21 protein-coding genes are annotated in these 23,289 nt (G+C 71.7%); 7 read left to right on the top strand and 14 right to left on the bottom strand.

What is annotated here, in order from left to right:
* Window positions 1-10: 10 nt before the first annotated feature.
* Both FED44_RS10500 and FED44_RS10505 read right to left on the bottom strand, forming a co-directional pair.
* Window positions 11-862 (bottom strand): hypothetical protein, encoded by an 852-nt coding sequence (locus FED44_RS10500; protein WP_138460509.1) that lies wholly within the window; start codon window positions 860-862, stop codon window positions 11-13.
* Window positions 846-1,397 (bottom strand): RNA polymerase sigma factor, encoded by a 552-nt coding sequence (locus FED44_RS10505; protein WP_138460510.1) that lies wholly within the window; start codon window positions 1,395-1,397, stop codon window positions 846-848. The genes FED44_RS10500 and FED44_RS10505 overlap by 17 nt, the downstream gene beginning before the upstream one ends.
* A gap of 196 nt (window positions 1,398-1,593) precedes the next feature.
* Here FED44_RS10505 and FED44_RS10510 point away from each other — a divergent pair, with 196 nt between their 5' ends.
* The 4 genes from FED44_RS10510 to FED44_RS10525 all read left to right on the top strand — a co-directional run bounded on the left by FED44_RS10510 (window position 1,594) and on the right by FED44_RS10525 (window position 6,416).
* Window positions 1,594-2,325: a class I SAM-dependent methyltransferase gene (locus tag FED44_RS10510; RefSeq protein ID WP_138460511.1), complete on the top strand. Its 732-nt coding sequence runs from the start codon at window positions 1,594-1,596 to the stop codon at window positions 2,323-2,325.
* A gap of 89 nt (window positions 2,326-2,414) precedes the next feature.
* On the top strand, window positions 2,415-3,113 hold the full coding sequence (locus FED44_RS10515) for a response regulator transcription factor (protein WP_111699932.1): 699 nt from the start codon (window positions 2,415-2,417) through the stop codon (window positions 3,111-3,113).
* On the top strand, window positions 3,113-4,498 hold the full coding sequence (locus tag FED44_RS10520) for a sensor histidine kinase (RefSeq protein ID WP_138460512.1): 1,386 nt from the start codon (window positions 3,113-3,115) through the stop codon (window positions 4,496-4,498). The genes FED44_RS10515 and FED44_RS10520 overlap by 1 nt, the downstream gene beginning before the upstream one ends.
* A 40-nt stretch (window positions 4,499-4,538) precedes the next feature.
* Window positions 4,539-6,416 carry an acyl-CoA dehydrogenase family protein gene (locus FED44_RS10525; protein WP_111699934.1) on the top strand — a complete coding sequence of 626 codons (1,878 nt, stop codon included), beginning with the start codon at window positions 4,539-4,541 and terminating at the stop codon, window positions 6,414-6,416.
* A gap of 106 nt (window positions 6,417-6,522) precedes the next feature.
* On the opposite strand, the gene FED44_RS35730 is transcribed toward FED44_RS10525, so the two are convergent.
* The 6 genes from FED44_RS35730 to FED44_RS10550 form a co-directional block, all read right to left on the bottom strand.
* Window positions 6,523-6,684, bottom strand: a complete 162-nt coding sequence (locus tag FED44_RS35730; protein WP_167521443.1) for a hypothetical protein — start codon at window positions 6,682-6,684, stop codon at window positions 6,523-6,525.
* A 597-nt stretch (window positions 6,685-7,281) separates the two neighbouring features.
* Window positions 7,282-8,427 carry an acetyl-CoA C-acetyltransferase gene (locus tag FED44_RS10530; protein ID WP_111699935.1) on the bottom strand — a complete coding sequence of 382 codons (1,146 nt, stop codon included), beginning with the start codon at window positions 8,425-8,427 and terminating at the stop codon, window positions 7,282-7,284.
* A gap of 103 nt (window positions 8,428-8,530) precedes the next feature.
* Window positions 8,531-9,574, bottom strand: coding sequence for a hypothetical protein (locus FED44_RS10535; protein WP_138460513.1), 1,044 nt, complete (start codon window positions 9,572-9,574; stop codon window positions 8,531-8,533).
* Window positions 9,575-9,655: 81 nt separating this feature from the next.
* Window positions 9,656-10,570 (bottom strand): class F sortase, encoded by a 915-nt coding sequence (locus FED44_RS10540; RefSeq protein WP_111699937.1) that lies wholly within the window; start codon window positions 10,568-10,570, stop codon window positions 9,656-9,658.
* A gap of 9 nt (window positions 10,571-10,579) precedes the next feature.
* A complete protein-coding gene (locus tag FED44_RS10545) occupies window positions 10,580-11,488 on the bottom strand; it encodes a hypothetical protein (RefSeq protein WP_138460514.1) in 909 nt (302 codons plus the stop codon).
* Window positions 11,489-11,644: 156 nt separating this feature from the next.
* Entirely contained in the window at window positions 11,645-12,829 is a 1,185-nt protein-coding gene (locus tag FED44_RS10550) for a hypothetical protein (RefSeq protein WP_138460515.1), read from the bottom strand.
* 151 nt (window positions 12,830-12,980) lie between these two features.
* Here FED44_RS10550 and FED44_RS10555 point away from each other — a divergent pair, with 151 nt between their 5' ends.
* On the top strand, window positions 12,981-13,802 hold the full coding sequence (locus FED44_RS10555) for a hypothetical protein (RefSeq protein WP_138460516.1): 822 nt from the start codon (window positions 12,981-12,983) through the stop codon (window positions 13,800-13,802).
* Window positions 13,803-13,858: 56 nt separating this feature from the next.
* Here FED44_RS10555 and FED44_RS10560 read toward each other — a convergent pair whose 3' ends face one another.
* Both FED44_RS10560 and FED44_RS10565 read right to left on the bottom strand, forming a co-directional pair.
* A complete protein-coding gene (locus FED44_RS10560) occupies window positions 13,859-14,857 on the bottom strand; it encodes a class F sortase (RefSeq protein WP_167521444.1) in 999 nt (332 codons plus the stop codon).
* A gap of 11 nt (window positions 14,858-14,868) precedes the next feature.
* A complete protein-coding gene (locus FED44_RS10565) occupies window positions 14,869-16,260 on the bottom strand; it encodes a hypothetical protein (RefSeq protein ID WP_138460518.1) in 1,392 nt (463 codons plus the stop codon).
* A 238-nt stretch (window positions 16,261-16,498) separates the two neighbouring features.
* On the opposite strand from FED44_RS10565, the gene FED44_RS10570 reads away from it, so the two are divergent.
* Window positions 16,499-17,644, top strand: a complete 1,146-nt coding sequence (locus tag FED44_RS10570) for an acyl-CoA dehydrogenase family protein (protein WP_138460622.1) — start codon at window positions 16,499-16,501, stop codon at window positions 17,642-17,644.
* On the opposite strand, the gene FED44_RS10575 is transcribed toward FED44_RS10570, so the two are convergent.
* Complete coding sequence (locus tag FED44_RS10575) at window positions 17,641-19,164, bottom strand: FAD-dependent monooxygenase (RefSeq protein ID WP_138460519.1); 1,524 nt, start codon at window positions 19,162-19,164, stop codon at window positions 17,641-17,643. The two genes, FED44_RS10570 and FED44_RS10575, sit on opposite strands and share 4 nt — an antisense overlap.
* A 73-nt stretch (window positions 19,165-19,237) precedes the next feature.
* Between FED44_RS10575 and FED44_RS10580 the strand changes: the two genes are divergently transcribed.
* Window positions 19,238-19,975, top strand: a complete 738-nt coding sequence (locus FED44_RS10580; protein ID WP_111699981.1) for a TetR/AcrR family transcriptional regulator C-terminal domain-containing protein — start codon at window positions 19,238-19,240, stop codon at window positions 19,973-19,975.
* Here FED44_RS10580 and FED44_RS35735 read toward each other — a convergent pair.
* From FED44_RS35735 to FED44_RS10590, 3 genes are all read right to left on the bottom strand, one after another.
* Window positions 19,941-20,102: a hypothetical protein gene (locus tag FED44_RS35735; protein WP_165900601.1), complete on the bottom strand. Its 162-nt coding sequence runs from the start codon at window positions 20,100-20,102 to the stop codon at window positions 19,941-19,943. The genes FED44_RS10580 and FED44_RS35735 overlap by 35 nt on opposite strands.
* A 75-nt stretch (window positions 20,103-20,177) precedes the next feature.
* Complete coding sequence (locus tag FED44_RS10585; RefSeq protein WP_111699945.1) at window positions 20,178-22,400, bottom strand: ATP-binding SpoIIE family protein phosphatase; 2,223 nt, start codon at window positions 22,398-22,400, stop codon at window positions 20,178-20,180.
* Between the two features lie 119 nt (window positions 22,401-22,519).
* Window positions 22,520-23,224, bottom strand: coding sequence for a metal-dependent transcriptional regulator (locus FED44_RS10590; protein WP_111699946.1), 705 nt, complete (start codon window positions 23,222-23,224; stop codon window positions 22,520-22,522).
* Between the last annotated feature and the right edge of the window lie 65 nt (window positions 23,225-23,289).

Genomic DNA, 23,289 nt, shown 5'->3' on the forward strand with positions numbered 1-23,289 from the left:
GCGTTCCGCTTCAGCGGACGGAGGAGGCGATCCGTACGGCCTCGTCGCGGCCGGGGCCCTCAAGGCGCAGCCCGACCAGGCCGTGCTGCCAGATGAGCGTGGGCCCGGCCACCCGCTCCTCCCGGGCCCGGCCCTCCGCCGAGACGTACGACACCCCGTGGTTCCGGGAGATCCACCAGCCGCCGACCGCGCTCACCTGCTCCGGCCACGGCTCGCCCAGTTCCTTGTGCCAGACGACGGCCAGCGTCCCGTCGTACTCGTCGAGCCGGATGCCCGGCCACAGCAGCGTCACGACCCGGCCGCCGTCGGCCACGCGGACGTCGGCCGGTTCGCCCAGCGCGGACGGCACGGCGACGGGGAACCGCACGGCCCGCCGCGCCTCGGCCAGCGTGACCCGGCGCTCGCCGGGGAGCGGGCCGGGCAGTCCCGTCGGCAGCGGACCCGCGCCGCCGACGTGGATCTCCACCCCCGCGAACCGGAGCACCGACACCACCGCGGCCCGTCCCTGCGGGGTCGCGCCGAGCAGGGTCGCCACCAGCACCGCAACCAGGGCGGCCGCGAGGCGCGGCGACGGCCGCCTGAGCCACCGCCTGGGCCGCCACCCGGGCCTCCGACCGATCCGGCGAGCGGGCAGGATCGGCGCGTCGTCGTTCTCCAGCCGGGCCCGGACGGCGAGGGCCACGTCGGCCGGAGGCGGCCCGGAAGCGCCCAGGTGCTCTCCGAGCGCCCGCAGCCGCTCCTCCAGCGCCTCCACGGTCGTCTGCGCCGGCTCCGTCGTCTCAGGGCCGTCCAAGGCGTCGGGGGCGTCCGGCGTCTCCGGGGTGTCGGGGTCGCCGGGACGGCCGTCATCCGAGATGCTCACGGCCCACCTCCTCCCGCAGGCGTCGCAGGGCCCGGAACGTCCGCGACTTCACCGTGCCGAGCCGTACGCCGAGGACCTCGGCCGTCTCCGCCTCGGACAACTGCAGGAAGTACCGGCACACCACCGCTTCGCGTTCCCCGTCGGGCAACCGCCGCACCGCCTCGTACAGGCGGCTCCTGCCGTCCGCGCCCATCGCCGCGCTCTCCGGGTCGTCCGGCCCGTCCGGCTCGTACGGCTCCCGCTCCCGGCCCAGCCGTACGGCGAGGTCGGAGCGGCGGCCACGCGACCGGGTGAGGTCGTGGGTCACGTTGGCCACGATCCGCAGGAACCACGGGCGGAACGACGCGTCCCTGCGGAAGCTCCGCAGATGGCGGAACGCCTTGACGAACGCCTCCTGGACGACGTCCTCGGCCTCGTCGCCCGCGCCGAGCAGGCTCGCCGTACGGTGCGCGATCGTGCTGTAGCGGGTGACCAGCACCTCGTAGGCGCCGAGATCACCGGCCAGCGCGCGGGTAACAGCCTCGTCGTCGTCCATCGGGGGTAAATGTCGCTCGGGGGGCGTCGGGAAGGTGAAGACTATGGGGGGACGGATGATCCGTCCACGAACTACGGGGAAAAGACCGTCGAGAACCCCGAAGCGTGTCCCGGCCCACCCCTGCGCGAAGCGGATACCGGCCGATAGGACGGGCACTACACTTTCCACGATCGTCAGCGCTGCAAACGAGGATTCTATGTCTGGGTATGACCGAGTAGTCCAGCCGGCCGCCGGCGACGAGGCTCTGGAGAACCACCTCGGCGGCGACGAGGCCAAGAACTACCGGCAGTACGAGTTCGACATGGTCGCGCCGCACGTCGGGCGGTCGTTGCTGGAGATCGGTTCGGGGCTCGGGCACTTCGCGGAGCAGTTCCTGCCGCGTCTCGACCGGCTCGTGGTGAGCGACTTCGATCCCTACTGCGTGGAGCAGCTGCGGAAGCGGTTCGCCGACCGCGACGACGTGTCGGTGCTGCAGTTCGGTCTGCCGACGCGGATTCCGCTGGACGAACCGGTCGACACGGTCGTGATGATGAACGTCCTCGAACACATCGAGGAGGACGCCGAGGCGCTGCGGTCCCTGGCCAGGGTGACCGCCCCCGGCGGCCGGATCGTCATCTGGGTGCCGGGCTACATGCAGCTTTACGGGGACTTCGACCGCAAGGTGGGACACGTCACCCGCTACACCCCGGCCACGCTCCGCAAGACGGTCACCGACGCCGGCCTCGGCGTCGAGGTGCTCAAGCCGATCAACTTCCTCGGCGGCATCGCCTGGTGGGCGGCCGTACGGCGGGGCGGCGTGGGCTACCCCGACCCCCGGCTCGTCAAGATCTACGACCGGACCGTGGTGCCGGCGACCCGGTTCATCGAGCGGTTCGTCACCCCGCCGTTCGGCCAGACCGTGTTCTGCGTCGCCCGCGTCCCGCGATAAGTCGCACACGTCCTGAGGGAAGTCGGTCGCGTCTCGGAATCGACCGGCGAAATGCGACCAAGGACGTAGACCTGCACAATGGGTCCCCAATGAGTGAAACCAGGATCCTCGTCGTGGAGGACGAGCCGAACATCAGAGACATCGTGGAAGTCGCGCTCCGGTTCCACGGTTTCACGGTGACGGCCGTCGGCACCGGGGCGGCCGCGATCGACGAGGTCGGCAGGGACCAGCCCGACCTGGTCGTCCTCGACGTCATGCTGCCCGACATCGACGGCTTCGAGGTGTGCCGGCGGATCCGCGTGGACGGCGTCCACCCCCCGGTGATCTTCCTCACCGCCCGCGACGCGGTCGCCGACACCGTGCGCGGGCTGGGCCTCGGCGGGGACGACTACGTGACCAAGCCCTTCTCCGTCGAGGCGCTGGTCGCCCGGATCCGTGCGGTGCTGCGCCGTACGACCGTGCCCGCCGCGGCCGAGCGGGGACAGGGGCCGACCCTCCGGGTGGCCGACCTGGAGCTCGACGAGGCGCGGTGGGAGGTGCGCCGCGGCGGCGTGCCGGTGGACCTGTCGCCGACCGAGTTCCGCCTGCTGGCGTTCCTGATGGCCAACGCCGGGCTGGTGCTGACCAAGAGGCGCCTGCTGGAGGAGGTCTGGGGCTACGGCGGGAGCTCCCAGGTGCTCGAAACCTACATCTCCTACCTGCGGCGCAAGCTCGACCCGCTCGGGCCGCCGCTGATCCACACCCAGCGCGGCATCGGGTACGCGCTCCGCCCGCCCCAGGGTTCGTGATGTCGCTGCGGACGCGGCTGCTCGCCGGGCTGCTCGGCGTCAGCGCCGTCCTGCTCGTCGTGCTCTCCCTCGCCAGCGTCGTGGTCCTGCGCGGGCACCTGCGTACGCGCCTGGAGGGGCAGGTGCAGGCGGCGACGGTCACGGCGGCGCGGCGGGTGGTCGAGGACGACCCGCTGGCGCAGGCGCTCACCGGCTCCACCTACGCCGTCGCGGCCTATGACATGGCCGCCGGGAGGGCTCATCTGGTCAGCGGCGACGCCGCCAACGCCGCGGCGGTCCCGGGGCTGGCAGAGGCGCTGGGCAGGAGCCGGCTGCTGGCGTACGCGGCGCAGGGTGACACCTTCGACCTTGATCCCGGCGGGGAGAACGAGATGATCGCGGCGGCCGCGCTGTCCCGGAGCGGCCTGCGGCTGATGGTCGTCGCGGTGCCCCTGGACGCGGTCGACGACCCGGTGCGCCACCTTCTCGTCAGCGAACTGGCGACCGGCGGGGTGCTGATCCTGCTGCTGGCCGCCGGCGGGCGGCTGCTGATCGCCGGTGGTCTGGCTCCGCTGGGCAAGATGGCGCGCACCGCCCACCTGGTGGCCGAGGGAGGCGACCTGTCGGCCCGCATGCCCGAGGGGTCGTCGGAGGTGGGCAGGCTCGGCGCCGCGATCAACCTGATGCTCGACCGGATCGCGGACGCCTTCCGGGACCGCCAGGCGTCGGAGGACCGGGTGCGCCGCTTCGCCGCCGACGCCTCCCACGAGCTGCGCACCCCGCTGTCGACCATCTCCGGGTACGCCGAGCTGTACCGGGCAGGGGCGATCCCGTCCGGGGACCTTCCGAAGATCATGGGGAGGATCGAGGCCGAGGCCAACCGCATGGGCCGCCTCGTGGGCGAGATGCTGGAGCTCGCGCGGCTCGACCGCGGCGCGGCCCTGGCCCTCGCCGAGACCGACCTGGCGCAGCTGGCCCGGGAGGTCGCGGCCGACTCGGCCGCCCTCGACCCGGCGTACCCGGTGACCGTGGACGCTCCCTCCTCGCTGGTCGCGGTCGTGGACGAGGCCAGGATCCGCCAGGTGCTGGTGAACCTGCTCGGCAACGTGCGGGCGCACACCCCCGAGGACACCAAGGCCACCGTACGGATCCTGCGCGCCCCCGGCGCGGTGACGGTCCAGGTGTCGGACACCGGCCCCGGCATGAGCCCGGAGCAGGCCGAGCGCGCCTTCGACCGGTTCCAGCGGGGAGAGGACCACCTGTCGGGCGGCGCGGGGCTCGGCCTGTCGATCGTGAAGGCCATCGTGGAGGCGCACGGCGGCCGGTGCCGGATCATCTCCTCCCCCGGCGGAGGCACGGCCGTACATATCGGGCTCCCGGTGGTGCAAAAGGCTACTGGCGGGTAGTTAACGAGCACAGCTCGCTTCACCGCCGAGGAGGTCGACCATGACGACCGATTACGCCAGGGCCAGGGAGGTGGCCGAGCAGGCGCGCGAGACGGAGTGGACCCGCCCGAGCTTCGGCAGGCAGCTCTTTCTCGGGGACTTCCGGCTGGACTTGGTGCACCCCGCTCCCCGTCTGAGCGAGGAGGAGATCAAGAAGGGAGACCACTTCCTGCGCGTCCTGCGGACGTTCCTGCAGGAGAAGGTCGATTCCGCGCTCATCGAGCGCACCGCCGTGATCCCGGACGAGGTGATCAAGGGCCTGGCGGCCATCGGCGCGTTCGGGATGACCGTCGAGGAGGAGTACGGCGGGCTGGGGCTGAGCCACCTGTACTACTGCCGGGCGCTGGCCCTCGTGACCTCGTGCTCCCCCGCGCTGAGCGCGCTGCTCTCGGCGCACCAGTCCATCGGGGTGCCGCAGCCGCTGCGGTTGTTCGGCACCGAGGAGCAGAAGCGGCGCTTCCTGCCCAGATGCGCGCGCGGGGAGATCTCGGCGTTCCTGCTGACCGAGCCGGACGTCGGCTCCGACCCCGCCCGCCTGTCGACGACCGCCGTACGGGACGGCGACGACTATGTGATCAACGGGGTCAAACTGTGGACGACCAACGGCGTCGTGGCCGGCCTGCTGGTCGTGATGGCGCGGACCGGCGCCAAGATCTCCGCCTTCGTGGTCGAGGCCGACTCCCGTGGCATCACCGTCGAGCACCGCAACGCGTTCATGGGGCTGCGCGGCATCGAGAACGGCGTGACCCGCTTCCACCAGGTGCGCGTGCCCGCCGAGAACCTCATCGGCCGCGAGGGCCAGGGCCTGAAGATCGCCCTGACCACGCTGAACACCGGACGCCTCTCCCTGCCCGCCACCTGCGTCGGCGCGGCGAAGTGGGCTACCAAGATCGCCCGGGAGTGGGGCCGGGCGCGGGTCCAGTGGGGACGCCCCGTCGGCGAGCACGAGGCCGTCGCCCGGAAGGTCGCCTTCATCTCCGCCACCGCGTACGCGATGGAGTCGGTGGTCGACCTGGTCGGCCGGCTGGCCGACGACGAGCGCAACGACATCCGCATCGAGGCGGCGCTGGCCAAGCTCTACGGCTCGGAGATGGGCTGGCGGGTAATGGACGACCTGGTGCAGATGCGGGGCGGCCGCGGTTACGAGACCGCCGAGTCGCTGCACGCCCGCGGCGAGCGCGGCGTGCCGGTCGAGCAGATGCTGCGCGATCTGCGGATCAACCGCATCTTCGAGGGCTCGACCGAGATCATGCATCTGCTCATCGCCCGGGAGGCGGTGGACGCCCACCTGTCGGTCGCGGGCGAACTCATCGACCCGAAGTCCGACCTGCGGGCCAAGGGCCGGGCGGCCACCCGGGCCGGCGCCTTCTACGCCAAGTGGCTGCCGGGCCTGGTCACCGGCCCGGGCCAGAATCCCACGTCGTACGCGGAGTTCGGCCCGCTGGCCCGGCACCTGCGGTACGTCGAGCGGACCAGCCGCAAGCTGGCGAGATCGACGTTCTACGGGATGTCCCGGTGGCAGGGACGGCTGGAGCACCGGCAGGGGTTCCTGGCGCGGATCGTGGACATCGGCGCGGAGTTGCTCGCGATCACCGCGGTCTGCGTGCGCGCGCAGGAGGACTCAGCCGAGTTCGGGCTCAAGCCGTACGAACTGGCCGACACCTTCTGCCATCAGGCCCGGACGCGGGTCGAGGCGCTGTTCGACCGGCTGTGGGAGAACACCGACGCCGAGGACGTACGGCTGGCCCGGCGGGTGCTCGACGGCCGGTACACGTTCATGGAGGAGGGGATCGTAGACCCGTCGCTGGAAGGGCCGTGGATCGCCTCGCAGCGCACCGGACCGGCCACGTTCGACGACGTGCACCGCCGCATCGGCTGAGCCGCTCGGCCCGTCTGAACGACTTCGCCCGGAAACGGGACGGGCCCCGCCCCGCGACGCTGCGGGACGGGGCCGGGCCCGTGGAGCGGGGATGAGCCGGGTGGGCTCACACGTTGTAGCACCACATCCAGCCGTAGCCCGAGACGTAGCAGCGGTACCAGCCGTCACCGGGCTGCATCGCGTGCGCCGGGGCGGACAGGACGCCGAAGGTGGTGACGGCCACGGCCGTGGTGGCGAGGACGGCGGCGGCGCGCTTGATGGACTTCACTGGGATCACTCCTGGTGGACTGTGTCTCTCTGACGGATATGAGTAGACACGACCGGACTTGGGATGATCTGGGAGTCGACTTGGACTCCGCTTGTATGCCGGCGGCCCGCAATTGGTGATGACTAGGCGCGCGAAAAATCCTTTGTGCCCGGTTGCGCGGCCTTGTTAGGGTCACCGGCATGTGGATTCTCTACGGCGACCGCTGATCAGCCCACGCTGATCCGCTCAGCTTTCCGGCCCTGTCCATCCGACGCGGCGGCTGAGTGACGGCACCTCGGTGCCGCGTCTCGACGTACCAGGAGATCCCTTTATGCGTACTCGCGTGTCCGGCAGAAGCGGTGACGGCGGCAAGCAGAACCCGCGCACCCCGCAGCCCAGGCGTTCCTTCCCGCCCCCGCCGCGTCAGATCCCGGCGCCGCCCATGAGGCCCGTACGGCAGCCTCGGCGGCTCCCGAAGGCCAAGTAGGCCGTCCACACGTCGAAGGGCACTCCGGCCGGACCGGAGTGCCCTTCTTCGCGTCGCCCGGCGGTCGCCTCAGACCGAGACGAGCACCGATGGATCAACGGTGAGCTCCACCGGCATGCCGGGCCGGTGGGTCAGAGTCGCTCGATGATGGTGACGTTGGCCTGGCCGCCGCCCTCGCACATCGTCTGCAGGCCGTACCGGCCGCCGGTGCGCTCCAGTTCGTGCAGGAGCTTGGTCATGAGGATCGCGCCGGTGCCGCCGAGCGGGTGTCCCAGGGCGATCGCGCCGCCGTTGGGGTTGGTCCTGGCCGGGTCGGCGTCGATCTCCTTGAGCCAGGCCAGCGGCACCGGGGCGAAGGCCTCGTTGATCTCGATGACGTCCATGTCCCCGATCGACAGCCCGGCCCTGTCCAGCGCCTTACGGGTGGCCGGGATCGGGGCCGTCAGCATGTAGACGGGGTCGTCCCCGGCCAGCGCCAGGGTGACGATCCGGGCGCGCGGGACGAGTCCGTGCTCGCGCACCGCCCGCTCGGACGCGATGAGCAGCGCGCCGGAGCCGTCGGAGATCTGCGAGGAGGTGGCCGCGGTGATCCGGCCGCCCTCGCGCAGCGTCTTGAGCCCGGCCATCTTCTCCAGCGTCGTGTCGGGCCGCGGCCCCTCGTCGTCGGCCACGTCGCCGACCGGGGCGATCTGCTCCCTGAAGTGGCCGCCCGCGATCGCCTTGGCCGCCCGCTGGTGGCTCTCGTAGGCGTAGACCTCCAGGTCCTCCCGCGTGAGCCCCCACTTCTCGCACATCAGCTCGGCCCCGCGGAACTGGGAGATCTCCTGCGTGCCGTACCGCTCGACCCACTTGTCGCCGAACGGGAACGGCATGCCCTTCTCCAGGGCGGCCGTGATGCTCGACCCCATCGGGACGATCGACATCGACTCCACGCCGGCCGCCACGACCAGGTCCTGGGTGCCCGACAGCACGCCCTGCGCGGCGAAGTGGACGGCCTGCTGCGACGATCCGCACTGCCGGTCGATCGTGACCCCGGCCACCGTCTCCGGCAGTCCCGCGCTCAGCCAGGCGTTGCGCGCGATGTCCATGGACTGCGGGCCGAACTGCATCACGCAGCCCATGATCACGTCGTCGACGGCGGCGGGGTCGACCCCGGTGCGCTCGACCAGCGCGGAGAGCGTGTGCGCGGCGAGGTCGACCGGATGGACCGTGGAGAGCCCGCCCTTCTTCCTGCCGACCGGAGTGCGGACCGCCCCGACGATGTACGCCTCTGCCACAGTGCCTCCCGAGCAAAACCGAGCAATGTTCGGTTAGTGAGAGGTTACACCAGAGCTTTCGTCGGGGCAGGCGCGGTACGGGCAGGATTCAGGTGAGCAGGGTTCAGGCGAGCGGGGTTCCGGCATATCCCCCGGGCAGCACGTCGGCGGGCTCGGCGAGCTGGAAGCCCCGGCTGTCGGCGGCGATCCCCTGCAGCCGCTGCGCGATCTCCAGTGCCACCGCCGCCCGCCCGACGAGCGCGTCCCGCGCGACGGCGACCGCGTCGTAGCCGGACCCGGCACCGCCTTCCGCCACCCCGGTCTCCGCAGCACCGGTCTCTGCGGCGTCGCTCTCCAGGGCGTCCGGATCATCCACGTCCTCGGGACGCGCGGTCTCCGCGCCCGGCGCGACGGGAACCTCGTCGCCGGAGGCGACGGCGGCCGTGTCGTCGGCGTCCTCGGTGTCTCCCGTGCCTCCGGTCGCCTCGGCGGCGGGCCGCGTCTCCTCCGTACGGCCGGCCGGTGAGACTCTCGCGACGGCGATCTCGGTGAGGTACGGCCAGCGGGCCTGGGCGACGGGCGGGACGCGGTGGCCCTCCTCGATCGTGATCACCAGGTCGTCGTCCGCGTACACGTCGGCCACCCTGCCCCGGCGCACGGGGACGTGGACGACGCCGTCGACGAGTTCACCCTCCGGCCACCTGGCACCGTCCACGGCGTCCGCGTGGAGCAGCCCCGCCAGGACCGGCAGGACCTCCTCGGGTTCCGGTACGGCCGGCAGGTAGACCACCGGATCGCCACCGTCTTCCTCGGCGGGGTCGACCGGCTCGCCCTGGCAGACCGACCAGCCGCCCAGCCGGTACGCGATGCCCTCGGCCAGGCTCTTGTCGAAGAAGTCCACCGGCAGCGGGCCGTCGGCGGCGATCCGGCACGCCCAGAGCGGCTCCTCGCCGGGGACGCCGAGCTTGGCCAGGAGGTCCGGGCCGAGCTCGATCGGCGGCTGGACGCGTGAGCCGCCCGCGAGGACGTCGTCCCCGTCCGGCCTCGCCTCGGGATCGGCGAGCTGCGCTATCGCCAGCAGTGTCTTCGGGTCCGGCCGGGCGGGCAGCAGTGCCGTGGGGCCTGTGCGCAGCCGGCCGGGGAGCAGGAGATTCGACAACCAGCCCACAAGGCCCTCCTCATGATCGGTCGAAGAGACGATAGCCCTCCTGGGGCGTTCTCCACGACCCTTTCCGGCGGGCTGCCCGGTTCAGGACTTCGACTTCGCCAGGCGGGTGCCGGTCATCAGGGCGTAGACGATGACGTTGTCGGTGTAGTGACCGGTCGTGCGATTGTAGGAGCCGCCGCAGGTGATCAGCCTCAGCTCGGCGTCCGCGGCCTGGCCGTACACCCGGTTCGTCGGGAACGTCTGCTTGTCGGCCTGCTCGATGCCGCCCACGGTGAAGACCGCGATCGTTCCGTCCATGCGGAGGACCTCGATCGTGTCGCCGTACGCGAGCTCGTGCAGGCGGCTGAACACGGCGCTGCGCGAGACGGTGTCCTTGTGTCCGAGCATGACGGCCGGACCGGCCTCTCCCACGGTCGGGCCGCCCCGGTACCAGCCCACGAGGTTGTGGTTGTTGATCGGCGGGGTCTGGATCGCGCCGGCGCGGTCCAGACCGACCGAGCTGATCGGCGCGTTCACGCCGATCTTCCGGATGACAAGGCGCTTGGGCGTGGACGGCTGCAGCGCCGGGGCGGCCGGGAGCTTCGGCAACGGCGCCGGGGCGCCCGCGACCGCCTGTGTCAGCGGCTGCCCCACGCCGCCCGGCCCCACCGACGGAGCCAGGCCGTTCTGCGGAACCACCATCTTCAGCGACGTACGGCTCGACGGGGCGTACTCGTCCGGGTGGTTCACCATGATCACCACGCCCACGAGCACGGTGACCAGCCCCACGATGGCCGCCGTGATCAGCACGCGGCGGGCCGTCTGCGCGGCGCCGCCCGTGGGCGGCTCCTGCCGCGGCTGCGGCTGCTGCTGTACGGGCTGCATCTGGGGGGGCAGCACGACCGGCTGGAAGACGGGCTGGCCGTAGGCCGGCTGCGGGTACCCCTGACCGCCCGGCCCGGGAGGCATGCCGTACGGCTGGCCCGGCGGGTACTGTCCAGGTGGCGGGGTCGTCATGGCACCGTCCTACTGCCGCGCCGGCCTGCGCCGGGTCCGGAGCACGAGCCCGCCGCCCGCCGCCGCCAGCATCAGCGCGGTGCCGGTGAGCACGAACAGGCGCGCGTCGGGGCCGGCGTCTCCTCCGCCGCCGGTGGCGGCACCGCCCGCGGGCGTGTGGGGAACCTGCTCCTGCCTGGTCGTCGCCTTGTCGGTCGCGGTGTTCGCGGTGACCGTCTCGTACACGGTGCGGGTACCGCGCGGCGTGGGCGTCGCGCTCGGCGTGGCGGAGGGGCTGGGAGTGGGGGTCGCGCTGGAGGAGGCCGTCACCGCGATCGTCGCCGACGCGGGCGTCGTGTTGGTGCCCGACGCCGCGATCGCACACGTGTAGAGCAGGGTGGGCGTCGTCGTGACGGTGCCCGTCGCGGCGGGCGCGAGCATGTTGATCGTGAAGTTCTTCGCCGTGAGGGCGACGGACGTGGCCCCGGTGGACGGGGTGACGGTCAGCGTCGCCACCGGCAGCGGGGGCATCGACCCCTGGGCCGCCACGTTCGCGGTCACCGAGTTGGTCGGCGAGGGCGTGGAGACGCCCGCGGTCGCCGTGGCGGGCAGCACCGTGGCCGCCACGCTGGGCTGCAGCTGAATCGACGCGCCGCTCTCGATCGCCACCGGCGCCGGGAACGGCGACTGCGCGACCGCCGCGATGCTCAAAGTCGCGGTGTACTGCGTGCCGGTCGCCGCGGTGTTCGCCGTGAGCGACACGGTGAAGTCATGGTTGACGGGCGTGGCCCCGGTGGCGGATGGGGTGCAGGTGTAGCTGACGGTCTTCACGTCGGCCTGCGCGCCGAGCGCGGTCAGGCCGAGGAGGACGCCCGCGCTGACTACTCCGGCCGCGGCGGCCCTCCCGGCGACACGGCCCCGCGCCTTGGACTTCAGCACTGACTTCTCTCCCCTACTTGTGCTCAGGATGAACAGGCGTACCAGCATTCCAGAGTACGGTCACGACAGGGTAGAGATTTTACGGACAAAAGCCCCATCGTCGCCGCCGATTCCCCAAACCTGGTCATGTTTTCGTCATATCCGCGTCACGCCACGCTACCGCCCGCCGTACGGACGCGCGCCCGGGCCGAGCCGGCGGAGCAGCAGGCCTCCGGCCGCGGAGGCGGCCATCAGCAGCAGGCCGGTCAGCACGACGACCCGGGCGTCCGGGCCCGCGTCTCCGCCCGCGCCCGTCTGCGCGCCGCCGACCGGGGTCGTCCTGACCTGCGCGGTCACCGTGTGGGAGACGGTCGTGGTGGCCCTGGCCGTGGCGGTGTGCGTGACCGTCGCCGTCGCGGTCGCCGTCGTCGTGGTGGTCTCGGTCGGGCTGGGCGTCGTGGTCGTGTCGTCGTCATCGGTGTCCGACGGGCTCGGCGACGCGGACGAAGAGGCGGAGGGCGACGCCGAGGCGGCGACGGTGAGCGCGAGCGAGGCCCCGGTCGCGGAGGCCGGCAGGGTGCACGTGTAGAGCGCCGCTCCCGTGCCGGTCCCCGACGGCAGCAGCCGCAGCGTGAAGTCGCCGGCCTCCACCCCGACGACCCCGGTGGCCGTCGGGGTCAGCGTGACGACCAGATCGGGGATCGGCGACAGGGTGGCCTGCGCCGCCACAGGCGTCTCGGCCGTCACTCTGGCCGAAGGGCTCAGCGTGCGGCCGCCTTCCGCGGCGAGGGACCCCGTCGCCGGATCCGACTCGTCCGGGGACGGCGTCGTGTCGGTGCCTCCCGGCGGATCCGTGTCACCGGCGGGCGGACTCGGGCTCGGAGTCGCGCTGGGACTGACGCTGGGACTGACGCTGGGGCTCACACTGGCACTGGCACTCGCACTGGGACTCGCGCTGGCGCTGGGACTCGTACTTGCGCTGGGGGACGGCGAGGGGGACCCGCTCACCACGGGGATGCCGGTCACCTTCATCACGCCCTCCGCGGCCACGGCGTCGCCGGACGCGACGGCCGTCGGCGCGAGCATCGGCGTCTGCCCCTCGGCCGTCGTGGCGGGGGCCATCCGCCAGGTGACCGGGACGTTGCCGCCCACCGTCGGACTGTCGGGCCCGAGCAGGGTCACGCTCACCGGGTAGGTCCCCTGGCCGCCGCCCATCGCGGTGCAGGAGTAGAGGACGGTCTTGGTCTCGCTCGCCGCGAGCACCGGCCACGTCATCAGTGCGAACGCCGCCGTCGCTCCCACCGCCACCCGCGCCGCGATTCGTCGCCGGCCACTCCGCTGCCGGACGCTCGGGTCGGCCACGCCGTCTCTCCCGCCACCTCAGTCGCGTACAGGTTGGCCATCAGTCTTCCAGGAGTTGACCACCGCCATAACCACATGCAGCGGGAAGTCAGGAAATTCTCAGGGAACCCTCACGGACTTCCGGCGGTAAGCAGGACGGAGGTTGACTGAGATGAGACGACTGATCATGGCACTCGCCGCGCTGGCGGCGGTCCTGGTGACGGCGCCGCCCGCACACGCCCGCGCGGGGTTCTGGGCCGTCACCGAACTCGATCCGCTGCCCGCGACGCTGCGGCCCGGTGTGTCCTACACGGTCGGCTACTGGGTGCTGCAGCACGGCACGCATCCGTACGACGACAACGGCGCGCTCGGGCCGACCGGCCTGCTGCTGACGGGAGAGGACGGCACGAGCCTGAGCTTCGGCGGGACGCCGTTGCCGGATCCCGCCCACTATGCGACGACGATCACGGTGCCGGCCGGGCGGTGGCGGGTGCAGGGCGTACAGGGCAAGTTCGCGCCCTACGAGGTGGGGACGCTCACCGTGCCGGGGACGCTGAAGCCGGCCCCGCCGCAGTACGCGATGCAGGCCGGAGCGGAGATCACGGACTACTGGGGCCGGGTGAAACCGCCGGGGTTCCCCTGGAAGGCGGCGACCGTGATCCCCGCCCGTGCGCCGTTCGCCACCCCGCCGGGTTCCTCGCCCGAGCAGCAGGCCGGGCAGGCGACCGCGCAGGCCGCCGGGCAGGCAGGACTCGCGCCGCCGTCCTCACAACCCGCGGCGATGCGGGCGAGCGGAGCCGCAGCCGCGGACGACGGCGGCTCGCCGCCCTGGCGGCAGCCGTACGCGCTGGTCGTGGTGGCCCTCGCGGCGGTGGCCGGAACGCTGCTGGTCCAGCGCGCGGCCCGGGCCGCGCGTGCGGCCGGACGCCGCGAGCCGGTCGACCCGCCCGAGCGCGAGGCGCGGGAGGGCGAGGAGGTGATCGGGCTGGGCTGACCACCCGCCGGAGTGAGGGGCGCGACGGCGCCCCTCACGGGCCAGCGGACTCGGGGTTACTTACCCTTGCCCTTGGTCGCCGTCAGCGTGGCGTAGACGACGATGTTGTCGGTGTAGCTGTGCTGCTTGGCGTTGAAGACGCCGCCGCAGGTGATCAGCCGCAGCGAGGACGTGATCGTGTTGCCGTAGACCCGCTTGGTCGGGAACGCCGACTTGCTGACCTGCTCGATCCCGTCCACCGTGAAGATCGCCGTCTTGCCGTCCGCGCGCAGTACGGCGATCTTGTTGCCGCGCTTGAGCTCGCGCAGGCGGCTGAACACGGCCGCGCCCTTACGGGTGTTGACGTGCCCGAGGATGATCGCCGGCCCCTGGTCGCCGGGGGCGGGCCCGAAGCGGTACCACCCGGTGAGGCTCGGCCTGCTCAGCGGCGGCGCCTGGATGGCGCCGGACTTCTGCACTCCCACGGAGCCGACGGCGGCCTTCACGCCGATCGACGGAATGCTGATCTTCAGCGGCCTGCCGGTGACCTTCTTCGCCGTCGCCGTCTTCGCCGTGCTCGTCTTCGCCGTGTTCGAGGACGAGGACACCGGCGAGGAGGACGACGAGGCCGTGGTGGTGGTGAGGGTCAGCGGGCCGATCGGCTGGATGGCGGGCTGCGGCGGCGGCGCGGTCGCGTTCGCCGCCGTCAGCGGCACGCCCGGCCCGCCCGGGCCTACGGTCGGAGGCAGTAACGCCACGCTGCCGGCGTCCTGCACGTTCAATTGCACGCCCGGCGTCTGACCGGCGTCCTGGGAGCCGCCGGGCGACAGCACGGCGAGCATGCCCGCCATCACGGCGGCGATGCCGCCGAACGACCCGGCCACGAGCAGCGTCGCGAGAACCGGCTGCGGAAGGCCTCTACGCTTCCCCGCCACGTCCCCCTGGACGCCCTGCGGGCTCGTGCCGCCGTGCGCGTCCGGCACGCTCTGGGAACTCTGCGCGCCCTGGCCGCTCTGCGCGGCTTGGCCGCTCTGTGGGTCCTGGGCGGGGGTGCCGCCCTCGGGAGTCGGGTTCATCGTCATCCTCCTCAGCCCCGCTCGCCCGCGTGCGCCGCCCTGCGCCGCAGCAGTGCCACGCCGCTGAGCACGCCGATCATCAGTAGCGCGCCGCCGGAGCCGAGCAGGAGCGGGCCCGATGCGGCCATCCGCTCCGGAGCCTCACCGGTCTGCGCGCCGCCCTGCGGAGTGACCGCCACCTGCGCCACCGTCGGCGTCGCGGTCAGCGTCACGGTACGCGTCGCCGTCGGCGACGGGCTGCCCTTCACGATCACGCTCGTCAGATAGCTCTGCGTCGCCGCCGCCGACGGAGAAGGACTCGGCGTCTTGCTCGGCGACACCGACGGAGACGGCGAGCCTCCGCTCGGCGACGGGCTGTTGCCGTCAGGCGTGCCGCTCGGCGACGTCGACGGCGAGGTGTCCCCGGAGGGGCTGCCCGAAGGACTGCCCGGCGTGTCACCGCCACCGATGGTCACCTGCACGGCGACCGGAGCGCTGATGAGCGTGCACGTGGCGCGGTACTGCGGCGGCGGGCCGGGCAGCTCACCGGTGATGACGCGGAAGGCGTCCAGCAGCGTCCGCTTGTCCTCGACGTTCTTGATGGTGATCGTGTGCTGACCGTAGTCGAGCCCCTTGAAGCTCCACAGGGTCTGGCCCCCGACGTTCGAGTCGTTGACCAGCGTGTCGTCGTCGTTGCGGGAGGGGTTGACCCGAGGCGGCGTCCCCAACTGGTTGTCGACCCAGAACTCGACCGGCCCCGCGCGCCGGTCCCGCTGCGTGACGTACTCGATCCCGGTGCCGGTGAAGGTGAGCGACGCCCACGCGCCGGCCTTGGTGGTCCGGTGGAAGTCCAGGTGGTAGTCGTTGTCCTCGCTCGGCCGGTCGTCGACGTTGTTCCAGTCGCCCGGGCTGTAGGTGATCGAGGGGTCGTCGTCGTTGACCATGATCTCTGAGGCGGGCGGCCGGAAGTCCACATAGAGGTTGCCCGGCTTGACCGTCACCGTGCCGGCCCTCGTGGTGTACGCGAAGTCCGAGATCGTGGTCGGCAGGGTGAGGGGGGTGCCCTTCTTCATCGCCTCGGTCTGGTCGATGCTCCCCACCGGCTGCAACTGTCCCTGCCAGCCGTCGCTGAGGTTGACCTCTCCGGTCACGTAGATCCTGCCGCCGTTGGGCAGCAGGGTGGGCGCCCCGAAACGCGTCGCGTCCCGGTACGCCAGGTTCCAGGCGACGTTGAGGGGATCCTTGACGTTCAGCGTCGTGGGAACGGTGAGCTTGGTCCGGAGATAGACCGTGCCCGATCCCGTCCCCGCGATGCCCTGGTTACAGGCGTAGTCGACGACGAGGTCGGCGGTACTGGCCGTGGCCGTCACCGCCGGTACGACGATCGCCGCCGTGCCGGCCAGGCCGAGGGCCAAGGCGGCCATGGTCCTAGGGAGACCCGCTCTCCACCGTTTCACCACATACTCCGATCAAAGGTCCGCGCCCTGGCGGGCCTACAGCAAACGCGAGCTAGATCTTAGAGGTACGGAAGTGGTCAAAGGGGTCGTTATGGCGATGGTGTCGGAGTTGTGACCCGCCGTACGAGAAAGAGCCGATCGACCGGGGCGGGACCAGAATCGTATTCTGGTGCCGCTGACCGATCCTGCCCCGGAGGCGTACCTGATGCGGCGAGACCTCTTCGACGAGGAGCACGACCTCTTCCGTGAGACCGTCCGTGAGTTCATGGCCCGTGAGGTCGTCCCTCACCACGCGCAGTGGGAGAAGGACGGCATCGTCCCCCGCGAGGTGTGGAAGAAGGCCGGTGAGCTGGGCATGTTCGGCTTCTCGGTGCCGGAGGAGTACGGCGGCTCGGGCATCTCCGACTTCCGTTACAACACGGTGATCGTCGAGGAGATCATCCGTGTCGGCGCGACGGGCCTGGGCTTCGGCCTGCACAACGACATCATGGCGCCGTACCTGGTCGACCTCACGAACGACGAGCAGAAGCAGCGGTGGCTGCCGGGCTTCGCGTCCGGCGAGCTGATCACGGCGATCGGGATGACCGAGCCGGGGGCCGGCAGCGACCTGCAGGGCATCCGGACCACCGCCGTCCGTGAGGGCGACCACTACGTGGTGAACGGGCAGAAGACCTTCATCACCAACGGGATCAACTCCGATCTCGTCGTGGTCGTCGTCAAGACCGACCCCTCGGCGGGCGCCCGCGGCACGTCGCTGCTGATGGTGGAGCGCGGCATGGAGGGCTTCACCCGCGGCCGCAACCTGGAGAAGGTCGGCATGCACGCCCAGGACACGGCCGAGTTGTTCTTCCAGAACGTCCGGGTGCCGGTGGCCAACCTCCTCGGCGACGAGGAGGGCCAGGGGTTCTTCCAGCTGATGAACAACCTCCCGCAGGAGCGGTTGTCGATCGCGGTCGCGGCCGTGGCGGCGGCGGAGACCGTCCTGGAGGAGACGATCGAGTACTGCCGCAACCGCACCGCCTTCGGCCGGAACATCGGCAAGTTCCAGAACACCCGGTTCGTGCTGGCCGAGCTGGCCACCGAGGTCGACATCGCCCGCCACTATCTGGACAAGTGCGTACGCGCGCTCAACGCCGGGGAACTGACGGCGGTGGACGCGGCCAAGGCCAAGTGGTGGACGACCGAACTGCAGAACAAGGTCGTCGACCGGTGCGTCCAGCTGCACGGCGGCTACGGCTACATGCTGGAGTATCCGGTCGCCAAGGCCTGGCTGGACAGCCGGGTCCAGACGATCTACGGCGGCACCACCGAGATCATGAAGGAGATCATCGGCAGGTCGTTCGACTTCTAGCCGTCCCGTCCGCGGGCCAGCAGGCGGTCGAGCACGCCGCCGAGCCGTTCGGGGCCGCCTTCCGCCCGCCAGGCGACGTACCCGTCGGGGCGCACCAGCAGCGCGCCGCCCGGCGGGATCTCGGCCAGATCGACGGCGTGGGCGTTCAGGCCGAGCCTCGCCGCCTCGGCCTGCCAGGCGGTGCCCGCCTCGTCGCGGTCTCCGCCGGGCCGCCTGGTGAAGACGGTGAACCGCGACCGTACGAGGTCGAGAGTGGACACGCCCTCGGACACCCAGGCGTGCGGCATCCGGGAGCCGGGGGAACCGTCGAGGCAGGCGGCCACGTCCTCGGCCGAGGGCAGTTCGGGCCGTGGGTCGATCACGGCCGCGGAGACGTACCGCTGGCCGAGGTGCACGACCGGGGCGTTGAGAGCGCCCGCCGCCGCCCGCGCCTCCGCCGCGGCGGGGCCGTGGCCCCAGTGCAGGGCGGGGTCGGACATCCGCACCAGCGCCTGCTCCATGGTGAGCGACGCCACCGGCCGGCGTTCGGCGTCGTAGGTGCCGAGCAGCGCGGGGCCGGCCTCGCCGCGGAGCACGAGGGCCAGCTTCCAGGCCAGGTTGTGCCCGTCGGCGACACCCGTGTTGAGGCCGAAGGCGCCGAGCGGCGGCACGGCGTGCGCGGCGTCTCCGGCCAGGAACACCCGCCCCTGGGCGAACCGCTCCGCGACCTGGGCCCGCACCCGCCAGACCAGCGTGCTGAGGATCTCCACGTCCAGATCCGGCACGCCGGTCGCGGCGCGGATCAGCGCGGGGGCCGGTTCCCGGTCGAGTCCGGTGAGGAACACCCACTCCTTCTCGCCGTCGATCGTGATGAGCATGCCCGGCGCGGCCGGATCGGTGATCTCACAGGCGACGAAGTGCCGTCCGCGGACCAGTTCCCGCAGGTCGGCGCGGAACAGGATGTTCTGCCCCGGTTCCGTGAGCGCGCCCGGACCGGTCAGGCCGATGCCCAGTGCGGCCCGGACCTCACTGCGGACGCCGTCGGCCGCCACCAGGTAGCGGGCCCGCACCCGCTCTCCCGTGGACAGCACGGCCGTGACGCCCTCCTCGTCCTGGGTGAACGAGACCAGCCCGGTGCCGTACGACACGGTCGCGCCACGCTCGCGGGCGGCGGCGAGCAGTACGGGATCCAGCCGGTTCTGCGGGCAGGGGCCGCGTAACGCGGCGGGGCTGTAGGGCACCTGCCGGGGGACGGCGGGCGCGGGCGGGGCGGTCTCCGCCAGGTCGGCCAGGGTCCGCGCCCTCGCCTTGCCCAGGGCTCCCGCCGACCAGTCGAGGGCGACCGCGTCCACCGCGCCGGCCAGGCCGGTCTCCCGGAGCATCTCCACCGTCCGGACGCCGATTCCCGTGGCCCGTGGGTGCGACCGCGGACCCTCGTCGCGCTCCACCAGCAGCGTCCTCACTCCGTGGTGGGTCAGGAAGACCGCCGTGGCCAGCCCCACAGAGCCGCCTCCCACGACCAGCACCTCTGTCGTACGCATAGGTCTCCCTCCAGTTTCGGGCACGCTGTTCCTGTTATGGGAACACCGTACCCGCACCGGTACGATGGGCGCCATGGGTGCGGAGAGCTCACTTCCAGGCCGGGTGTGGGGCCGGGAACGGCCCACGCCGCGGCGGCAGGCGCCGACGGTCGGGCGCATCGTGGAGGCCTCGATCGCGCTGGCCGACGCCGAAGGGCTCGACGCGCTCTCCATGCGGCGCGTCGCCGCCGATCTCGGCTCGGGCACGACGTCGCTCTACCGGTACGTGACTGGGCGGGACGAGCTCCTGGAGCTGATGGTCGACGCGATCGCGGGCGAGACGGAGCCCGCTCCGCTGACCGGGGACTGGCGGGCCGACCTGGCGGCGATGGCGCGCGCGCATCGGGCGACGCTTCTGCGTCATCCCTGGCTCGGCGCGGTGATGGCGACCCGGCCCGCGCTCGGCCCGAACTCCCTGCGCGGCATGGAGCACGCGCTCGCCGCCGCCGGGCAGCTCACCTCCGACATCACGCTGGCGGCCGGCGTCGTCGCCCTCGTCGGCGACTACGTGGCGGGAGCCGTCTCCCGCGAGGCGGCCGAGCAGGAGGCGCAGCGCAGGACCGGCCTGACGGAGGAGCAGTGGCGGGCCAGGGTCGGCCCGTACATCCGCGAGGTGATCGAGAGCGGCGCCTACCCGCAGTTCGCCCGGCGGGTCGTCGAGGCCCGGGACCAGACCTACGGCGAGCGGTTCGAGTTCGGGCTGGCCTGTTTGCTGGAGGGGGTCGCCGCGACGTGCGTCAGCGGTGCTGCTGGCCCCACAGGAGCAGCATGACCAGCACGAAGACGATCATCACCCCCGCGTAGGCCACCGTGCCCAGCCGGAAGAACCGGCGCACCTTGTTCAGCAACCACGCGAACAGGAACGCCAGGAAGACCAGAAGGATGAGTCCGGGGTCCATGACGATCAGTATGCGCGTCTTTCCGCGCCCGTGCGCGCCGAGCGTGGAGGGCGACCGGCCGCCGACGAGGATCGGTCACCGGCCGCCGATGGGGATCTCGAACCAGACCGCCTTGCCCTCCCGGGTCGGACGGGAACCCCAGCGCCGTGCGAGCTGGTCCACGAGGTAGAGGCCGCGACCGCCCTCGTCGTTCTCCCCCGCGCTGCGGATGCGCGGCAGGCGCAGGTCCTGGTCGAAGACCTCCACCCAGACGGACTCCCCGCCCCGGCGCAGCCGGAGGGTGAACTCCTTGTCGCCGGCCATCTCCTCCTCGAAGCCCGGCACGTCCCACGACTCGTCGAACGGCAGCGGCGGCCCGTCGAGCACCAGCTCGCGGCGTGGCACGCCGGCGCTCGCGGCGTGCAGGACCACGTTGGTCACGACCTCGGAGACCAGCAGGCAGGCCAGCTCCGCGCGTTCCTCGGGCACCTGCCACGCCTCGAACGCCTCGGACGCCATCCGCCGGGCCTCGCTCACCATGATCGGTTGTGCCGGGAACGTCCGCTCCTGCGACTGCAGCTCGGTGCCGGCCGCGCGGACGACGAGAATGGCCATGTCGTCGTCGATCTCGCCGGGGACCGCGCCGGTGGCGAGGTCGGCGATGCGCTCGACGGACTCCCCCGAGGACTTGGCCAGCTTCTCGCGGAGGACCGTCAGCGTCTCGTCGTCGTACACGCCCGCGGCCGCGTCGCGCGGCGGCCTGCGGTCGACCAGGCCGTCGGTGTAGAGCAGCAGGGTCGCGCCGGCCGGCAGGATCCTGGTCTCCTCCTTGTAGACCAGGTCGGCGTGCATGCCCTTGGCCCGCACCCCGAGCGGCTGGCCGACCTCGGTGATCTCCAGGTCCCTGACCTCGCCGTCCACGAGCAGCAGCGGCGGCGCGTGCCCGGCGTTGGCGAACCACAGCTGCCTCGACCAGGCGTCGTACACCATGTACTGGCAGGTGACGATCGGCGGGTTGGTGATGTCGGCGCCGAAGTCGTCGTGCTCGGGCGAGGCGACCACGCGGGTCCACTCGTCCAGCCGGGCGAGGATGTCGGCGGGCGGCTTGTCGTCCTGGGCGAAGGCCCGCAGCGCGGCCCTGAGCTGGCCCATGACCGCCGCGGCCTTGGCGCCCCGGCCCTCGACGTCGCCGATCACGATGCCGACCCGGCCCGCCGACAGCGGGATCACGTCGTACCAGTCGCCGCCCACCTGGGTCTGGATGCCCTGCCCGTGGGTGGCGAGCGGGGCGGCGGGGAAGTAGCGGTGGGCGATCTCCAGCCCGTCGAACGACGGCAGCACACGCGGAAGCAGGTGCTTCTGGAACGACTCGGCGGTGTGCCGTTCCTCCTCGAACAGCAGCGCGTTGTCGACGGCGAGCGCGACGCGGGTGGCGATGGCGCCGACGAAGTCGCGGTCGAAGGTGTCGTAGTGGGGCGAGTGCCGGTTCGTGAGGTTGGACAGGAGCAGGTACATCAGCCCGAGCGTCTCGCCGCGCACGCACAGGGGGGCGACGATGGCGGAGGTCACCCCGATCTCGGCGAACAGGCGGGCCTCGCCCTCGCTCGGCGCCGGATAGCTGACCTGGGAGAAGTCCTCGACCAGGATCGTCTCCTGGCGGCGCAGCGCGGTGTCGGCGTAGTGCCCGAGGGGGTAGGCGATCTCCGCGCCCACCGGCGGCCAGGAGCCCGGCGGCGGCGTCCAGCCGCTCACGTGGGTGGAGACCTTGCGGACCAGGCGGTCACCCTCGGCCAGTTCGATGAAGCAGTGGTCGGCGAACTGCGGGACGAGCGACTCCGCGACCCGGTTGAGCGTCTCCTCGACGTAGAGGGAGCCGGCCAGCCGTTCGCCGATCCGCTCCAGCAGGCCGAAGCGGTCCTTCTCGCGCTCGTTGCTGCGCATCGCCTCGCGCGCGGTGATCACGATGCCCGTGATCGAGCCGGAGGGATGCCGCAGCGGCACGGCCTGGGCGCGTACGTAGATCAGCGTGCCGTCGCCGCGGACCACGTCGAAGGTGCCCTCCCACACCCCGCCCCGCAGCACCTGCTTGGCGAGGTCGGCCGCGAGCGGGTGGTCGTGGTCGGAGATCCCGAGGGTACGCAGCGACTCCCGGCCCGGATTCGCGCCCACCCGGCCGAACAACCGCTCGGCGAAGGGGTTCCAGTAGAGGACGTTGCTGAACCGGTCGGTCACGACCACGGCCATCTCCGCGTGGTCCAGCACGGAGCCGGCGGTGAGGCGGTCGTCCGCGTCCTGTGACAAGTCTCCCCAGCGCCTCATACCACGACCATCCCTTGACGAGGCGGGTTCGCTATGCCGGGCACGGGCGCTCCTGCGAAGGCTGGGTCGCGAGAAATGAAGGACTCCCTACGGGATTCAACCAGGCACAACTCTTTCCGTCATCGTCTGGTGACGAAAACGTGAGAGGCCACATCGCGCGGAAGATCCGCGGTCGTGCTACCCACCTCACCATCACCTGTCACCCGTACACCGTTGTCGCTCGCCGCGAGCGTCACCTCGCGTCCGGGTTGTATCCCAACTTGCTTGAGTTTAAGCATCACAGCCGGGTCGCTTTGCACTTGTTCGCTGATTCGCCGCACGACGACGGGCACGGCGCTCGGACCCGCGAGGGTCACCATGGGAGACACCATCTCATCCCCGCCCGAACCGGGCTGCGGCACCCCCAGCTCGTCGAGACCGGGGATCGGATTGCCGTGGGGGCAGAACCGGGGGTTCTGCAGCAGGCCGACGAGCCGGGTCTCCACCGACTCCGACATCACGTGCTCCCACCGGCACGCCTCGATGTGGACCTCTTCCCAGGGCATGCCGATCACCTGGGTGAGCAGGCACTCCGCCAGGCGGTGCTTGCGCATCACGCGGATCGCGAGCGTACGGCCAAGATCGGTCATGCTGAGGTGTCTGTCCCCCTGCACCTTGACCAGGCCATCGCGTTCCATCCGCGCCACCGTCTGGCTGACGGTCGGGCCACTCTGCTGCAGGCGTTCGGCGATCCGGGCCCGGAGCGGCACGATGCCTTCTTCTTCGAGTTCGAAGATCGTGCGGAGATACATCTCCGTCGTGTCGATCAGGCCGTGTGCGGTCAAGGCTCCTCCACTACTACAACGATGCTACGACCTCCCCCGCGTTCGCAGCCGACCCTATTGGGGAA

Origin of the sequence: Microbispora triticiradicis, from assembly GCF_005864065.1 — a bacterium.
GTDB classification, from domain to species: Bacteria; Actinomycetota; Actinomycetes; order Streptosporangiales; family Streptosporangiaceae; genus Microbispora; species Microbispora triticiradicis.

Coding starts and splice junctions, on each gene's coding strand:
- FED44_RS10505 (WP_138460510.1), bottom strand. CDS start 1,397: ATGGACGACGACGAGGCTGTTACCCGCGCGCTGGCCGGTGATCTCGGC.
- FED44_RS10510 (WP_138460511.1), top strand. CDS start 1,594: ATGTCTGGGTATGACCGAGTAGTCCAGCCGGCCGCCGGCGACGAGGCT.
- FED44_RS10515 (WP_111699932.1), top strand. CDS start 2,415: ATGAGTGAAACCAGGATCCTCGTCGTGGAGGACGAGCCGAACATCAGA.
- FED44_RS10520 (WP_138460512.1), top strand. CDS start 3,113: ATGTCGCTGCGGACGCGGCTGCTCGCCGGGCTGCTCGGCGTCAGCGCC.
- FED44_RS10525 (WP_111699934.1), top strand. CDS start 4,539: ATGACGACCGATTACGCCAGGGCCAGGGAGGTGGCCGAGCAGGCGCGC.
- FED44_RS10540 (WP_111699937.1), bottom strand. CDS start 10,570: ATGACGACCCCGCCACCTGGACAGTACCCGCCGGGCCAGCCGTACGGC.
- FED44_RS10555 (WP_138460516.1), top strand. CDS start 12,981: ATGAGACGACTGATCATGGCACTCGCCGCGCTGGCGGCGGTCCTGGTG.
- FED44_RS10560 (WP_167521444.1), bottom strand. CDS start 14,857: ATGAACCCGACTCCCGAGGGCGGCACCCCCGCCCAGGACCCACAGAGC.
- FED44_RS10565 (WP_138460518.1), bottom strand. CDS start 16,260: ATGGCCGCCTTGGCCCTCGGCCTGGCCGGCACGGCGGCGATCGTCGTA.
- FED44_RS10570 (WP_138460622.1), top strand. CDS start 16,499: ATGCGGCGAGACCTCTTCGACGAGGAGCACGACCTCTTCCGTGAGACC.
- FED44_RS10575 (WP_138460519.1), bottom strand. CDS start 19,164: ATGCGTACGACAGAGGTGCTGGTCGTGGGAGGCGGCTCTGTGGGGCTG.
- FED44_RS10580 (WP_111699981.1), top strand. CDS start 19,238: ATGGGTGCGGAGAGCTCACTTCCAGGCCGGGTGTGGGGCCGGGAACGG.
- FED44_RS35735 (WP_165900601.1), bottom strand. CDS start 20,102: ATGGACCCCGGACTCATCCTTCTGGTCTTCCTGGCGTTCCTGTTCGCG.
- FED44_RS10585 (WP_111699945.1), bottom strand. CDS start 22,400: ATGAGGCGCTGGGGAGACTTGTCACAGGACGCGGACGACCGCCTCACC.